The sequence below is a fragment of the Phenylobacterium sp. genome, assembly GCF_020402505.1.
Classification (GTDB): domain Bacteria; phylum Pseudomonadota; class Alphaproteobacteria; order Caulobacterales; family Caulobacteraceae; genus Phenylobacterium.
Genome location: NZ_JADBZL010000088.1, coordinates 1 through 14719 on the forward strand (window position 1 = coordinate 1; position 14719 = coordinate 14719).

At 67.1% G+C, this 14719-nt stretch carries 13 protein-coding genes; 7 read left to right on the forward strand and 6 right to left on the reverse strand.

Annotated features, from left to right (window positions below):
• The 4 genes from IM632_RS06875 to IM632_RS06890 all read right to left on the reverse strand — a co-directional run.
• A partial coding sequence (locus tag IM632_RS06875) for a DUF3429 domain-containing protein (protein ID WP_296552152.1) occupies window positions 1–305 on the reverse strand: 305 nt, incomplete at its 3' end.
• Complete coding sequence (locus tag IM632_RS06880) at window positions 305–1003, reverse strand: TIGR02186 family protein (RefSeq protein ID WP_296479533.1); 699 nt, start codon at window positions 1001–1003, stop codon at window positions 305–307. The genes IM632_RS06880 and IM632_RS06875, both read right to left, overlap by 1 nt.
• A 1-nt stretch (window position 1004) precedes the next feature.
• The gene (locus tag IM632_RS06885; protein ID WP_366817419.1) at window positions 1005–1928 is read right to left on the reverse strand and encodes a sulfite exporter TauE/SafE family protein; all 924 of its coding nucleotides are present in this window, start codon (window positions 1926–1928) and stop codon (window positions 1005–1007) included.
• 18 nt (window positions 1929–1946) lie between these two features.
• On the reverse strand, window positions 1947–4418 hold the full coding sequence (locus tag IM632_RS06890) for a peptidoglycan-binding protein (RefSeq protein WP_296479535.1): 2472 nt from the start codon (window positions 4416–4418) through the stop codon (window positions 1947–1949).
• A gap of 142 nt (window positions 4419–4560) precedes the next feature.
• On the opposite strand from IM632_RS06890, the gene IM632_RS06895 reads away from it, so the two are divergent.
• Entirely contained in the window at window positions 4561–4773 is a 213-nt protein-coding gene (locus tag IM632_RS06895; RefSeq protein ID WP_296479537.1) for a hypothetical protein, read from the forward strand.
• Here the strand turns inward: IM632_RS06895 and IM632_RS06900 are convergent.
• A complete protein-coding gene (locus IM632_RS06900; protein ID WP_296479539.1) occupies window positions 4758–6476 on the reverse strand; it encodes a phosphatidylglycerol lysyltransferase domain-containing protein in 1719 nt (572 codons plus the stop codon). The genes IM632_RS06895 and IM632_RS06900 overlap by 16 nt on opposite strands.
• Window positions 6477–6635: 159 nt before the next feature.
• Here IM632_RS06900 and IM632_RS06905 point away from each other — a divergent pair, with 159 nt between their 5' ends.
• The 6 genes from IM632_RS06905 to IM632_RS06930 all read left to right on the forward strand — a co-directional run bounded on the left by IM632_RS06905 (window position 6636) and on the right by IM632_RS06930 (window position 13825).
• Window positions 6636–7859, forward strand: a complete 1224-nt coding sequence (locus tag IM632_RS06905; RefSeq protein WP_296497182.1) for an acyl-CoA dehydrogenase family protein — start codon at window positions 6636–6638, stop codon at window positions 7857–7859.
• A 42-nt stretch (window positions 7860–7901) separates the two neighbouring features.
• Window positions 7902–9113 carry an acyl-CoA dehydrogenase family protein gene (locus IM632_RS06910; protein WP_296479543.1) on the forward strand — a complete coding sequence of 404 codons (1212 nt, stop codon included), beginning with the start codon at window positions 7902–7904 and terminating at the stop codon, window positions 9111–9113.
• Between the two features lie 69 nt (window positions 9114–9182).
• Window positions 9183–10391, forward strand: a complete 1209-nt coding sequence (locus tag IM632_RS06915; protein ID WP_296479545.1) for an acyl-CoA dehydrogenase family protein — start codon at window positions 9183–9185, stop codon at window positions 10389–10391.
• A gap of 26 nt (window positions 10392–10417) precedes the next feature.
• Window positions 10418–11623 carry an acyl-CoA dehydrogenase family protein gene (locus IM632_RS06920; protein ID WP_296479547.1) on the forward strand — a complete coding sequence of 402 codons (1206 nt, stop codon included), beginning with the start codon at window positions 10418–10420 and terminating at the stop codon, window positions 11621–11623.
• A gap of 36 nt (window positions 11624–11659) precedes the next feature.
• Complete coding sequence (locus tag IM632_RS06925) at window positions 11660–12796, forward strand: acyl-CoA dehydrogenase family protein (RefSeq protein WP_296538957.1); 1137 nt, start codon at window positions 11660–11662, stop codon at window positions 12794–12796.
• Between the two features lie 129 nt (window positions 12797–12925).
• The gene (locus IM632_RS06930; RefSeq protein ID WP_296479551.1) at window positions 12926–13825 is read left to right on the forward strand and encodes a hypothetical protein; all 900 of its coding nucleotides are present in this window, start codon (window positions 12926–12928) and stop codon (window positions 13823–13825) included.
• A gap of 138 nt (window positions 13826–13963) precedes the next feature.
• Here IM632_RS06930 and IM632_RS06935 read toward each other — a convergent pair whose 3' ends face one another.
• The gene (locus tag IM632_RS06935) at window positions 13964–14437 is read right to left on the reverse strand and encodes a response regulator (RefSeq protein WP_296498046.1); all 474 of its coding nucleotides are present in this window, start codon (window positions 14435–14437) and stop codon (window positions 13964–13966) included.
• Between the last annotated feature and the right edge of the window lie 282 nt (window positions 14438–14719).

Consider the following 14719-nt stretch of genomic DNA (forward strand, 5'->3'; position numbering starts at 1 on the left):
GCGATGAAGCCTCCGATGATCCAGTCCGCCGCCAGGTAGTCCCGGGCCAGGAGAAGGCCGCCGCCCGCCAGAGGCGGCAGCATGGCGGCGGCGAGGCGCAGGAAGCGCGGCGGGTCGCGCATGGACTCCTGGCTCCAGCGGATTCCGCCGAGGAAGCCGAGCACGACGGCGGACCAGGTGAGGAGCACATGGATGGCGGCGAAGCGCAGATCGACCGGCCCGAAAGCATAGATGACGGCGGCGACGGGAAAGCCGGCGACGCCGACCAGGGCGAGGACCCAGACCGGTGCGGGAGCCACGGGCATCACACCCTCCTGAAGGCCGCAGAGGCCGCCCAGCCGGCGGCGAGCGCTATCAGCACGCAGACCATACCATAGGACCAGGGCCTCTGCTGGGCAAAACCGGAGATCAAGCGTTCGACGCCGACCTTCTCGATGGAGAGGTCGCGGCCGCGACGGGCCACAGGCTTGCCGTCCTGGAAGAGAAGAACCTCCACGCGGTATCGGCCTACCGGGGCGGAGACGGGAAGGTCTACCTGGGCGCGGAACAATCCCCGGTCGACGAAGTCGACTCCTCCGGGGTCCTCGGCGTAGAGGCCATCCCGGACCTTCAACCGGATGAAGGCTTGCCGATACTCGGCGCCCCCGGGGACGGAGAGCGGCAGGCTGTCGAGGCCGACGCCGGCCTCGCCCAGAGTTAGCGGATCGGCGATCCGGGAGAGGTCCCTGCTGGAGGCGGTGAGATGGAAGCCCGGAGCCCCCGATACCCTGGCTGGAGCGCCGCTTAGCCAGAGGCCTGCTCGCCGCTCCCGTTGGGCGATGGAAGCCTTCTGTTCCGGCCCGCGAACCACCACGACCACGTCGGCCGGGTTCTCCCTGGGGTCGAAGACGGCCCCGAAGACGGAGATGCTGGCGCCGGAGTACCCGGCGTTGACCTCGATGTTGGCGTTGGTCAGATCGGCAAGGAGCTGGACCGGCGGCGCTGCAGGAGGAAGCCCGGCCATGTCAGGCGCCCGCCGGCAGAAGGACGAAGGGATCGTCTGGGGTCAGGATGAGGCGCAGGCCCATGGACAGGCCGATGACGAGGATGATGAGGGCCAGGAGGATCCGCAGTTCCTCGGCGCGGAACCGCGAAGAGGCGCGGGCGCCGAGCTGGGCGCCGAAGACGCCCCCGAGGACCAGCAGCCCAGTCAGCACGATATCGACGGTCTGGTTCCGCCCCGCCTGGAGGAGGGTGGTCAGGGAGGTGGTCAGGATGATCTGAAACAGGCTTGTGCCAACCACAACGCCCGCGGGCATGCGCAGAAGATAGATCATCGCTGGGACAAGGATGAAGCCGCCGCCCACCCCCATGACCGCTGAGAGGATACCGGCGAGGGCGCCTAGGGCCAGGGGAGGCAGGACGCTAACATAGAGGCGCGAGCGGGGAAACCGGAGGCGGAACGGGAGGCCATAGAGCAGCGCCGGACGCCTCTGGGCCGGTGCAGGATCGGCCTCGCCGCGCCGGCGACGGATCAGGGCCCCGATCGACTCCCGGAGCATGAGAATTCCGATGACGCCGAGGAAGACGAGGTAGGCCAGGGCGACGGCGAGGTCGGCCTGTCCAGCCAGGCGGAGCCACCGGAAGACCTCCACCCCGGCGAGGGCTCCGATGGATCCTCCGGCGGCCAATACGCCGCCCATCCGGAAGTCGACCCCCCGGCTGGCGGAGTAGGCCAGGACGCTCGAGGTCGAGGAAGCGGCGACATGCCCGGCCATGCTGGCCACGGCGACGGGGGCGGGGACCCCGAGGAAGACCAGGATCGGCGTCATCAGGAAGCCACCGCCGATGCCGAACATTCCAGAGATAAAGCCCACCAGGGCGCCGGCGGCGACCAGCAGGGGGACGTTGACAGAGATTTCGGCGATGGGGAGATAGACGTCCAGCAGGTCCGTCCTCCGGCCGCCCTAGCGGCCCAGCATGGACAGGCGCCGAAGGGTGGCGTCATCCAGGAGTCCCGTCGGGGGCGCCTTCTGGTCCTTCTGGTAGGCCTCGATGGCGGACCTCAACTGGGGTGTGACCGCGCCGTCGGCGGGGCCGGAATAGTATCCCAGCCGAGCCAGGGCCCGTTGAGCCAGGCGGATGTCCTCGGGCGACTTTGTCGCTGCGGCGGAGAGAAGCGGCCTCAGGCGCTCGACCTGACGGAGCGCCTCGCCATCGCCGCCCTCGGCTGCGCGTGAGTACCAGACGAAGGCCTGGCGGAGGTCCTGAGGCACCCCCATGCCACGCTCGTAGACGGCCCCAAGATTGAACTGGCTCCCGACCAGCCCGGCTTCGGCCGCCCGTCGGATCCAGCCCACCGCAGCGGCCGGGTCGCGCGGGCCATTGGCGCCGTTCATCAGCGCGAGGCCGTAGCCGTGCATCGCCACCCGGTCGCCGGTCTCGGCCGCCCTGCGCAGCCAGGAGCGGGCCAGGGCGGGGTCCTTTGCCAAGCCGGCCTCGCCCCTGTCGTATAGACCGGAGAGCACCCTCATGGCCGGGCCATACCCCGCTCCGGCGAGGGCCTGAATCTCTGCGGCGGCGCCGGAACGACCGGCGGCGAGATCAGACTGCGCCTTGCGGAAACGCGCCTCGGGGTTCGGACGCCCCGCAGGAATGGTCTCCTGGGGCTTCACCCCAATCGGCGCGGTCACAGGGACAGGAGCCAGGGCGACAGCAGCCCGGACGGAGGCGGGTTGCGAGGGCGAAGCGACCGGCGGTTTTGGCGCAGAAGCCAGGACACCGGGCTCGGTCCTCGAAGCTCCTTGACGGGCGTGGTCCTGATCGCCCTTGTCGAAGAGACTGAGAACCCCGAAGCCTACAAGTGAGGCCGACACGCAGAAGACGGCGAGAGAAGCAAGGCCGGGTCCTGCGAAGCGGCGCGGCTTCACCGCAGACCGGACAGGAGGCAGATCCCAGCTTTGAAAGGCCGGGGCTTCGGCGCCACCAAAAGGCAGGTCCGCCGCTTCCGGCGACTCTGAGGTGTTTCGGGCGTTGGCGGCCCGGGCCTCGGCCAGGAGATCCAGGGGCCAGTCCTCGCCCCGCCCGTCATCGCTCTCGCGCTCGGCGAGGCGGGTCCCTGATGACCCAGCCTCGTTGGCCGCGAGAGGCGCCTCTTCGTCATCGAAAAGGGACAGGGTCCGGTCGCGCTCATCCTCGGCGGTCTGAAAGACCGTGGCGGAACCCCGGGACGGAGGGAAGTGGGCATCAAGGCGAAGGCGCGCCTCCTCAAGCAGCCGGGCCGTACGGTCCTCGCTCTGGCGGATCCGCCGGGGTATGTCATCTCCCCCCAGACGATCCCGACCGTCGACCTCCTCGGGAACTTGTCCGCCGGTCTCTGGGCCGTCGGGCTCCATTCTCGATCCGAGCCGGTCTCCGATCCGGGCGATCTCATCGCCCAGGCGTAAGAGCGTGGCGGTCCGGTCCGAATCTGCGGGGGACAGGGGGCTCTGGAGGTTCTCGCTGATCCGCTCGTCTTCCCCCACCGGGCGTCGCGCGGGCGCTGCGTCCCCTATCTGGGCGGACGAAGGAACAGATCCGGCTCTCTCTAGCTCGACTCTTTCGACCTTCTCGGAAAGCTCGGCGAGAGCCTGCTCGAGGTCCGAGATCCGGCGTCCCGATGTCTCGCTGAATTCGCGGGCCATCTCGTCCCGCGCCGCGTCAAGCCTTTCTCCAAGGCGGAAGGAGACCTCCCGCAGTCTGTTCTCGATCCCCTCGCCCGCCGCGGCTTCAAGGCGGGCAAGCCTCTGGTCCAGACCCTGGAAGGTTTCGCGCAGCGTGTTCATTGCTGCGGCGGTCCTGTCCTGGATCTCGTCGACCCTGATGGAGATCTGGTCGACCCCCGGGATGGGCGCCTCGGTTCTGGTTTCCGCCTTTTCGAGGCGGATCCGGACTCCCTCCAGAGCATCCCGGGTGCGCGCCTCTCCTTCCTGCATCTGCTCCGATAACCGACTTAGCGCGGACTCCAGGGCCCGGAGCACGCCCTCGTATCGATCCGAGCGTGGCGTTTGAGGTTGGGCCGGAGCCGCACGCGCCACCGCGTTTTCAAGCTGTCCAAGCGTCGCCCGGACCGTGGTCTCCAGACTGGAGATCGCTTGGCCGGCGCGCGTCTCGGAACCCTCGAGCCGGTCAGCCAGCCGGTCGAGAACCTCCGTAAGCCGCCGAAGTTCGCCTTCGGGTCTGTCAAAGGGATCCCGCACAGCGCGAGAGTCAGAAGCCGAAGCGTATACAGCCGGGCCAGACCGCATCCGCGCTCCTGAGGCCTGCGGGGCTTCGCCTTCAAGAATTGACCGGTTGAGCCACTCGCCGAGGGTCATCCCCGCCCGAGCAGCGAGTTCCTTGGCGACTTCGCGGGCCTTCGGGTCGATACCCTTGACGCTCCATGGCGCCCCTGCCGTCATGCGAATCGCTCTCCCAGCCGCTCAGCTATGGTCTACCGAGCCGGCTTTCAGGTGTAAACGCGAGGTTAACCGGTTCGGCTTCACGTCCCTCGACACCCTGTGGATAGTTGGCGACCCGGAGCTGCAGGCGGAGCTTCAACCCATGGATATGAAAGTCACCCTTGCGGCTCTGGCGGCGACGGCGGGCATGGCGCTATTCGCAGGGTGGCGCGGCGCCCGCCCCCCCGATTTCCGTAAAGGGCCCCGGATGGTCCCCTGGCGCCCCCTTATGGTGGCCTTCGCCACCGCCTTCCTGATCCTCCTGGTCCACCTTGTGAACCTGCTCGGGATGAAGACGGGTCAGACCATACCCTGAGCCGGCTCTCCCACAGCGACAGGACCAGGCGCGGGCTCTGCCTTTCGGGGCGGCGGGATCTCAGCCTTCTTCGGCCTCCTTGTGAGCCCGGCCAGACCACCGGATGATAGGAGGCTGACGTCCGCCAGCAGGATGGCGATCGCCCACTTCGCCGGAGCCGCCGCATAGCGCGGCTCCCAGTTCGGATGGAACTTGTCCTTATAGCTTCGGACGCCCTGGAAGTTGTAGACGTCCTCGCCGAGGTCGAACATCAGTCGTCCGACCCGGGTCATGACCGGCGCCAGAGGCCGGTCCTCCAGGCCCGCCAGGGGAGCGTTCCCGAAATCCAGGTAGACGTATCCCTGCTCGCGGCCCCAGCTGATCAACTCCACAAACAGGAAATCCATGATCCGCTTAGGCGCAGCCCAGTTGTAGCGCATCAGGTCGATGGAGAAGGCGTCCCGGCAGGCTGTCGGCCAGAGATTGGCGAAGGCGACGATACGCCCCTCCCACCGGGCGATGGCCACCGGGAACTCCCGCAGATAACGGGGGTTGAAGCCGCCGAGGGCGAAGGCCTTGTCGCCGCCGGACTGCCGCGCCAACCACTCGTCCGAGATCTCCGACAATGCGGGAAGGATGTCGTCTATTCCTCCGGGCGGGATCACCTCGAACTCTGCGCCGCCGTCCCGTACCTGCCGCCAGGCCCTGCGGATCTTGGCCCGTGTCTGGCCCTCGAAGGCGAAATCCTGGATGGGCAAGCGCGCGCATTCGCCGATCTTCTGGATGGAGAAGCCCAGTTCGACGATGTCGGGAAGGTCGTCGGGCCCGATGCCGTAGAGGCCCGGCCGGGCGGCGTGCGCATCGGCCAGTTCGCGGAACCTCCAGAGAAGCTCAAGGCGCTCGTCGCGACGTCCGACAGGCCCGCCGAGGGCGATCCAGGAGCGGCCGCGAACCCCAAACATCAGGAAGCTCTGGCCAGACTCCGAGAAGAGGAAGCGCTTGTCCCCGAACAGGGCGAGATTTGAGATGGGCTCGGCGGACTCCGAGGCGGCGAGCACCGCCCGGACGCGCTCGAAGTCGGGGTCATCCTCGCCGATCACCTTAGGGGTCGCCGCGGTGGCTACCAGCCGCCAGAGGCCAAAGCCCAGGAAGGCCAGGGCGGCGCCGGCCCAGGCCCGGATGGACCTCGCCACGTCTCCGTCGACCATCGTGCTCCAGAAGGGCCTGTCCTCGTAGCTCACATGGCTGAAGAACCAGAGGCCCAGAAGGCCGGCGCCGGCGACAGCCGCGCCGGCGGACAGGAGCCAGCCCGGCGAGACCTCCATCTGGGAGAGGGCCGCCTTTCGAGGAAAGGCCGCCCTCAGCGGGGCGAGGAAGGCGCCGATCGCAGCGAGTATCATGCCTTCCTCCCAGATGAGTCCCTTGGAAAGGGACAGGAGCGCGGTCACGAACAGGACGGCGACGCTGGCGGCCCAGGCGGCGTCGAGTCGCGACCGGAGGCCAAAGGCCAGCATGACCAGGACCAGACCCAGTACGCTGGAAGCGAAGTGGCTCACGTCAATGACCAGGGTCGGCAAGGCGAGCGACAGGCGCATGAAACGTTCGGGTGAGGAAGGCGTAGCTCCGGAGGCGATCAACATCGCCCCGGCGGCCATCACCAGGACGGCTCCCGCCAGGGGAGCCGCCGCAAGGACAGCCGGTCTGAACTCGCGTCTGAGCGCCATCTCTAACCTTTGAAACATGGAACCGGACCCGTGCTTTACCCTCGCAGGGTTAAGAGATGGGTTCCAGACGCGAGGGATCAAACCCAATTTGCGAATGTCTTGCTCCCGGCGGGCCGACCGCTAATGTGGCGCGCGCCCGATCACAGATGGAGGAACCCCATGGCCGACTTCGGCGGAGAGAGCCTTGAAGCCTTCCGAAGGGAGGTCCGCGGATGGCTGGAAGCCAACTATCCCGAAGAGCTCCGCAGGGGCGACGCCCGCACCGACCCCGAGGCCATCTGGGGCGGGCGCCCCTTCATCGGTTCGCAGGACCCTCAGATCGTCTGGATGCGCCGCGTCGCCGAGAAGGGCTGGACCGCGCCGACCTGGCCGGTCGCCTACGGTGGCGGCGGCCTCTCGCCTGACCAGGCCCGGGTGATCGAGCAGGAGCTGGCGCGCGGCCGATACCGCCCTCCCCTCTCCTCCTTCGGCCTCTGGATGCTGGGTCCGGTCCTGCTGGAGTACGCCAACGAAGCGCAGAAGCTCGAGCACCTGCCTCGCATCGTCCGCGGTGAGGCGCGGTGGTGCCAGGGGTACTCCGAGCCAGGCGCCGGCTCGGACCTGGCGGGCCTTCAGACCCGCTGCGAGGACAAGGGCGACCACTGGCTGATCAATGGCCAGAAGATCTGGACCAGCTACGCCAACAAGGCCGACTGGTGCTTCTGTCTGGTGCGCACCGACACCTCGAAGAAGCATGAGGGGATCTCCTTCGTCCTCATCGACATGCGCTCGCCTGGCGTCGAGACCCGGCCGATCCAGCTGATCTCGGGAGAAAGTCCCTTCTGCGAGACCTTCTTCACCGACGTGAAGATCCCCAAGGAGAATCTGGTGGGTCAGGTCAACGGCGGCTGGCAGATCGCCAAGCGCCTGTTGCAGTACGAGCGGCAGAATATCTCGGGCGGGTTCGGCCCGGGAGAACGGGCCAGCGGCTCCTCGAGCGATCTTGGTGTGATCGCCAAATCCTACCTCGGCGTGGACGAGACCGGCGCCCTGTCAGATCCCGACCTGCGGGGCCGGATCACCCGCAACAAGATGGACTTCGACTGCTTCTACAAGACGCTGAACCGGATCGCGGCGGAGTCTAAGGCGTCCAACGGCCCGTCAGCGGCGACCTCAATCATCAAGTACTCGGTGGCGAGCTTCGCCCAGGAGCGGTCGGAGCTGATCGTCGAGATGATGGGTAGCCAGGGCCTGGGCTGGACCGGAGACGACTACGCCCCCCAGGAGATCGGCGCGGTGCGCGGCTGGCTCCGGGCTAAAGCGAACTCGATCGAAGGCGGAAGCTCCGAGGTCAACCTCAACGTGATTTCAAAACGCGTTCTGGGCCTGCCCGATCCCAAGTAGGGACGGGGCGCACAGGGCGGATTTCTTCAGGAGACGAGGCGGATGGCGGATTTCGGCGGCGAAGACCTCGAAGGTTTCAGGGTCGAGGCCCGGACCTGGCTGGAGGACAACTTCCCCAGGGCCCTGGCGAAGGATCCCGCGGCCCAGGTGGCCGCGATGGGGGGCGGCCGCGAGAGCGAAGAGGCCCGCCTGTGGCGCGAACGCATGGGCGGCAAGGGCTGGGGCGTGCCGACATGGCCGGCGACCTACGGCGGCGGCGGCCTCTCGCGGCCACAGGCCCGCGTCCTGGCCGAGGAGATGGCCAGGATTGGCGCCCGTAACCCGATCGGAGGCATGGGGGTCATGATGTTCGGCCCCACCCTGCTGGAGTATGGGACCGAGGCCCTCAAACGCCAGCACATGCCCGGCATCGTCACCGGCTCTGTGCGCTGGTGCCAGGGCTATTCCGAGCCCGGATCAGGCTCGGACCTCGCCTCTCTGCAGACCCGGTGCGAGGACAAGGGTGACCACTGGCTGATCAACGGCCAGAAAATCTGGACCTCCGGCGCCAACATCGCCGACTGGTGCTTCTGCCTGGTGCGCACCGACACCTCCAAGAAGCACGAGGGTATTTCCTTCGTCCTCATCGACATGCGCACGCCCGGCGTCGAGGTCCGTCCGATCAAGCTGATCAACGGCACCTCGCCATTCTGCGAGACCTTCTTCACCGACGTGAAGGCGCCCAAGGATCAGCTCTTCGGTCCCCTCAATGGCGGCTGGACGGTCGCCAAGCGGCTGCTCCAGTTCGAGAGGGACAACATCTCCGCCGGCCTCGGCGGCGGCTCCATCGGCGCGCCCGTCTCGGCGCTTACCGTCCGCGAGGCGGCGCTGGACTATGTGGGCCTGGACGAGGACGGTCGCCTCGCCGATCCCGACCTTCGGCGTCGGATCGTCGACCATCTGATGGAGACCCAGGCCTTCCAGCAGACTGTTCGCCGGGCGGCCGATGAGTCCAAGTCCAACCAGGGTCCGTCCGCAGTCACCTCCATCATGAAGTACGCAGGCGCCAAGATCGCCCAGGAGCGGAACGAGCTGATCGTCGAGTCCCTGGGGACGGCCGGCCTGGGCTGGGAGGGGGAAGGCTTCTCAGCCCCCGAACTGGCCGCGGTGCGAACCTGGCTGAGGGCCAAGGCGAACTCCATCGAGGGCGGCACCTCGGAAATCAATCTGAACGTGGTCTCCAAGCGTGTCCTGGGACTTCCCGATCCGAAATAAGCGACTCGCGAAACCGGGCCCTTATGGTATGATTGGGTATAAGATATTGAATTTTAGGGAGTATTTCTGATGGCCGATTTTGGCGACAGTGGACTCGAAGCCTTTCGGACCGAAGCCCGGGACTGGCTTGAGGCGAATTTCCCCGCCTCCCTGCGCAAGGACCTCTCGGCGCTCGAGGCCATGGTCATGTCGCCCGAGCCGCCCAAGGGCGACTTCGCAGTCTGGAAGGAGCGCATGGGCGCCAAGGGCTGGGGTGTGCCCACCTGGCCGACCCAGTACGGCGGCGGCGGGCTCTCCCGCGATGAGGTCCGCATCCTCCAGCAGGAAATGGCCGCCATCGGCGCTGTGAATCCCGTCGTCGGCATGGGCGTCAGCATGTTCGGGCCGACCCTTCTGGAGTACGGGACCGAGGCCCAGAAGCAGAAGTACATCCCCGACATCGTGCATGGCCGCGTCCGCTGGTGCCAGGGCTTCTCCGAGCCGGGCGCCGGGTCTGACCTCGCCTCGCTCCAGACCCGGGCCGAGGACAAGGGTGACCACTTCCTGGTCAACGGTCAGAAGATCTGGACGTCGGGCGCCCAGTGGGCCGACATGATCTTCTGCCTGGTCCGCACCGACACCACCAAGAAGCACGAGGGCATCTCCTTCGTGGTCTTCTCGATGCGCCAGCCCGGCGTCGAGGTCCGACCGATCCGCCTGATCGCCGGCAACTCGCCCTTCTGCGAGACCTTCATCACCGATGTGAAGGTGCCCAAGGACGACCTGATCGGTCCCCTCAACGGCGGCTGGTCGGTGGCCAAGCGCCTGCTCCAGCATGAGCGCAGCGGCATGGATGGCGCCCGCCGGGGCCCGGGACAGAAGGTGGTCCTGGGACAGGTGGCGAAGAAATACCTGGGCGAGGACGACCAGGGCCGCCTGGCCGATCCGGACCTGCGCACGCGCATCATCATCAACGAGATGGACCAGGCGGCCCTCCAGGCCACGGTCCGCCGGGCGGCCCTCGAAAGCCGGGGTAACGCCGGTCCCAGCGCCACCACCTCGATCATGAAGAACGCTAACATGAAGATCGCCCAGGACCGGGCCGAGCTGACCCTCGAATTCATGGGCCACCAGGGTCTCGGCTGGGAGGGGGCCGGCTTCGCCCCGGACGAGCTGTCCGCCGTCCGCGGCTGGCTGTCCGGCAAGGCGGGGTCGATCTACGGCGGCTCCAGCGAAGTCCAGAGCAACATCATTTCCAAGCGCATTCTTGGCCTGCCCGACCTGACCCAGTCGCGCTGAGCCCGTTTTTCTGAAGGAGACGATTCATGGCAGATTTTGGAGGCGGCGATCCTGAGGCCTTCCGCAAGGAAGTGCGCGAGTGGGTCGAGGCCAATTTCCCCGCCGAGCTGAAGGGCCGGCCTAACCCCATGATGCGCGAGGAGCGCGCCAAGCCGACCGAGGCCCAGGAGGCCTGGCGCAAGGCGGTCGGCGCCAAGGGTTGGGGCACGCCGACCTGGCCGAAACAGTATGGCGGCGGCGGCCTGTCGAGCGCCGAAGCCCGCGTGATCCAGCAGGAGTTCGGCCGCGCCGGCGCCTACAACCCGATCGGCGGCATGGGCGTGATGATGTTCGGCCCGACGCTTCTGGAGTACGGCACCGAGGACCAGAAACTGGAGCATATCCCGCCGATCTGCCGCGGTGATGTCCAGTGGTGCCAGGGCTTCTCGGAGCCAGGCGCCGGTTCCGACCTGGCGGCCCTGCAGACCCGCGCCGAGGACAAGGGCGATCACTTCCTCATCAACGGCCAGAAAATCTGGACCTCTGGCGCCCAGTTCGCCGACTGGTGCTTCTGCTTGGTGCGGACGGACACCTCGAAGAAGCATGAGGGCATCTCTTTCGTCCTCTTCACCATGCATCAGCCGGGCGTTGAAGTGCGCCCGATCAAACTGATCGCCGGCAGTTCGCCCTTCTGCGAGACCTTCTTCACTGACGCCCGGGCCGAGAAGAAGAACCTGGTCGGACCGCTCAACGGCGGCTGGACCATCGCCAAGCGCCTGCTCCAGCACGAGCGCGGCGGCCTCTCCGGCGCCGGTGGCGGCGGCGGCATGGGCGGCCGGTCCCTGGTGGACCTGGCCCGCGAGTATGTCGGCGTGGACGCCCAGGGCCGGATCGCTGACCCGGACCTGCGCACCCGCGTCGTCCAGCACGAGATCGAGGGCCGCTCCTTCCAGCAGACCGCCGTACGCGCCATGCTGGAGAGCAAGGGCAATTCCGGCCCGAGTGCGGCGACCTCGATCATGAAGAACGCCGGCACGAGCTGGATGCAGATGCGTCACGAGCTCACCCTCGAGATCATGGGCCACCAGGGCCTCGGCTGGGAGGGCGACGCCTTCAAGCCCGAGGAGCTCGGCGCCGTCCGCGGCTGGCTGGGCGGCAAGGCCTTCACGATCTACGGCGGCAGCCAGGAGGTGCAGAGCAACATCATCTCCAAGCGCATCCTCGGCCTGCCCGACCTCACCCAGCACAACTGACATCCACCGACACGACGAGATTAAGGATCAACTGAAATGGCCGTTCTGAACGAAGAACAGAGCATGCTCCGCGACGCCGCGAAGAGCTGGACCCAGGAAAAGAGCCCGGTCACCGCCTTCCGCAAGATGCGCGATTCCGGCGTCGAGATCGGATACGACGTCAACGCCTGGAACGAGATGGCCGAGATGGGCTGGGCCGGGGTGATCATCCCCGAGGAGTACGGCGGCTCGGCCTTCGGCTACCTGTCCATGGGCCTTATCCTGGAAGAGCTGGGCCGGACCCTGACCGCCTCGCCTCTGATCGCCTCCGGCGTGGGCGCGGCTTCGGCCCTGGTCCTGGGCGGCTCTGACGCCCAGAAGTCCGAGTGGCTGCCCAAGATCGCCGACGGCTCCGTGGTCGGCGCCCTGGCCGTGGACGAGGGCCCGCACCATGCGCCCGAGAAGGTCGCCCTGGCCGCGACCAAGTCCGGCGCCGGCTACAGCCTGTCGGGGACCAAGACCTTCGTCATCGAGGGCCTGGCCGCCAACCTGCTGGTGGTGTCCGCCCGCACCTCCGGCAAGCCGGGCGACAAGGACGGGATCACCCTGTTCCTGGTTCCCGCCGACGCCAAGGGCGTGAGCCGCAAGCGCCTCGCCCTGGCGGACAGCCGTGGCGCAGCCAACATCACCTTTGACAAGGTCGAGGTGGGCGCCGACGCGGTTCTGGGCGCAGCCGACAAGGGCTGGGATGTCCTCGAGAAGACCCTCGACCGGGTCCGCGCCGCCCTGGCCGCCGAGATGCTCGGCTCAGCCAACCAGGCCTTCGAGACCACCCTCGACTACCTCAAGGTGCGGGTCCAGTTCGGCCAGGTGATCGGCTCCTTCCAGGCCCTCCAGCACCGCGCCGCCAAGATGTTCACCGACCTTGAACTGGCCCGCAGCGCCGTCGAGGCGGCCCTCCAGGCCATCGACGCGGACAGCCCGGACGTGCCCGAGCTGGTGTCCCTGTCCAAGGCCAAGATGGGCGACGTCTTCCACCTCGTCTCCAACGAGATGGTCCAGATGCACGGCGGTATCGGCATGACCGACGCCCACGACGCGGGCTTCTACCTCAAGCGCGCCCGTGCGGCCGAGGCGGCCTTCGGCAGCCAGAGCTACCACCGCGACCGCTACGCCCGGATCAACGGCTACTGATCGACGGACAGTTCCGGGCCTCTACAGCCCCCTCCGGCGGCGACGCCGGAGGGGTTTTTCGATCCGCCTTCCGGTTTGCGAGCGGGCGGGGAGCGTGGTTGTCTTGTCACTGCCTGCAGGAGCGAGCCCATGACCTTCCCCTCCCTGAAATCCCTCTTCTGGGCCGTCGTGCTGACCGCGTTCGCAGGCGCCGCCCGGGCGGAGACTATCCTCTTCGTGGGTAACAGCTTCACCTTCGGCGCCACCTCGCCCGTGCTGCGCTATCGCCCGGAGCAGGTGACCGACCTCAACAAGGAAGGCATCGGCGGTGTGCCCGCCATCTTCAAGGTCCTCACCTTCCAGGCCGGTCTTGACTACCAGGTCAGCCTCGAGACTTCCCCTGGCAAGAACTTCGACTGGCACCTCGCCAACCGCCTGCCTCTGATTGATCGCCCCTGGGACGTGGTCATTCTGCAGGGACAGTCCACGCTGGACCTGGAGCGCCCCGGAGACCCGACCCGGATCATTGAGTACGGCCGTCAGCTCTCAGATGTCCTGGCCCGGAGAAATCCCTCGGCGCGCATCTATTTTCAGTCCACCTGGTCCCGGGCGGACCTCACCTACGCCAAACCCAGCCCCTGGAAGGGCAAGCCCATCGCCGCCATGGCCCGGGATGTACGCGCCGGCTACGACCGGGCCCGCGCCGTCTCCCCCGCGGTCCGGGGGGTGCTGCCTGTCGGCGAGGCCTGGACTCGCGCCATGGACGCCGGCGTCGCCGACCCCAACCCCTACGATGGAGTGACCTTCGGTCAGGTCGACCTCTGGGGATGGGACCAGTATCACGCCAGCGCCGCCGGGTATTATCTGAGCGCCCTGGTCACCTTTGGGGCGGTCACCGGCCGGGATCCCCGGAGCTTCGGCGAGAGAGAGGTCGCGGCCTATGAACTTGGCCTCTCACCGGCACAGGCGACAGGCCTGCAGCAGGCCGCCTATGAGCAGCTGAAGGCCGATGGACTGCTTCCAGAGCCCTTGGAAACGCCGGGACGATGAGACCCCCGAACCTGCGGGGTGGCTGGAACCACCGACCCGGCCCGGCTCGGACCATGGCCCCTTCGGGAGACACCCAGGACTGGCCTCAAGCGCGGCTTGTTTCCAGCTTCGCAGCGTTTCCAGTTCAGGCCGGCTGGTCTACTCGACGTCAATGCCGAGGGGAGATTGCCCTACCGGGCGCAGAGGCCCGTTGTAGTCGCCAGTCCGAATGAACTGTCGCCTCGGGGAAAGGGCGCGGGTAATCCGATCGGCAAGAGCCTTGCCTGTAATTGGCTTGGCCAGGAATTGGTCGACCCCCGCATCCAGGCAGGCCTTGACGTGCCTTTCCTCGGTATGGCCCGTCGCTACGATGATCGGCACCTCGCTGAAGGGATTGGACTCATCCGCCCGGAGGTTGCGGACAAAGGTCACCCCGTCAATGACAGGCATCTTGATGTCGGTGATGATCAGATCCGGTTTGATATCGGGGATGATCTTCAATGCCTCAACAGCATCATTGGCTTGCCGGATCACGAGGAATCCAAGCGCCCGCAGGACAGCCTTCATGATGCTTCGCATCCCGATGTTGTCGTCGATGACAAGGACCACCAGATCCCGGCTCAGGGGAACCATGCGCCACCCAGGGTTAATTTCGTCACCGGGACTCTAGACGCAGCAGGTTGCAAGAAGGTTACGCGCGCGACGCATCGAACCTCGACGTCAGCGCCTTGTTGATGCATGACCCTTTGCGCTTGGGTTGCCAGTTCGAGGACGCGCCATGACGGATTCCCCCCCTCCCCTCCCTGACCTCCACAAGACCCTCGGCCAACAGAGGCTGGTGACCTTCGAGCCAGGCCGGGCCGCCATCGAGTATCTGGCGGGCGCGCATATGTGCCATTCCGGCGGGGTCGTGCA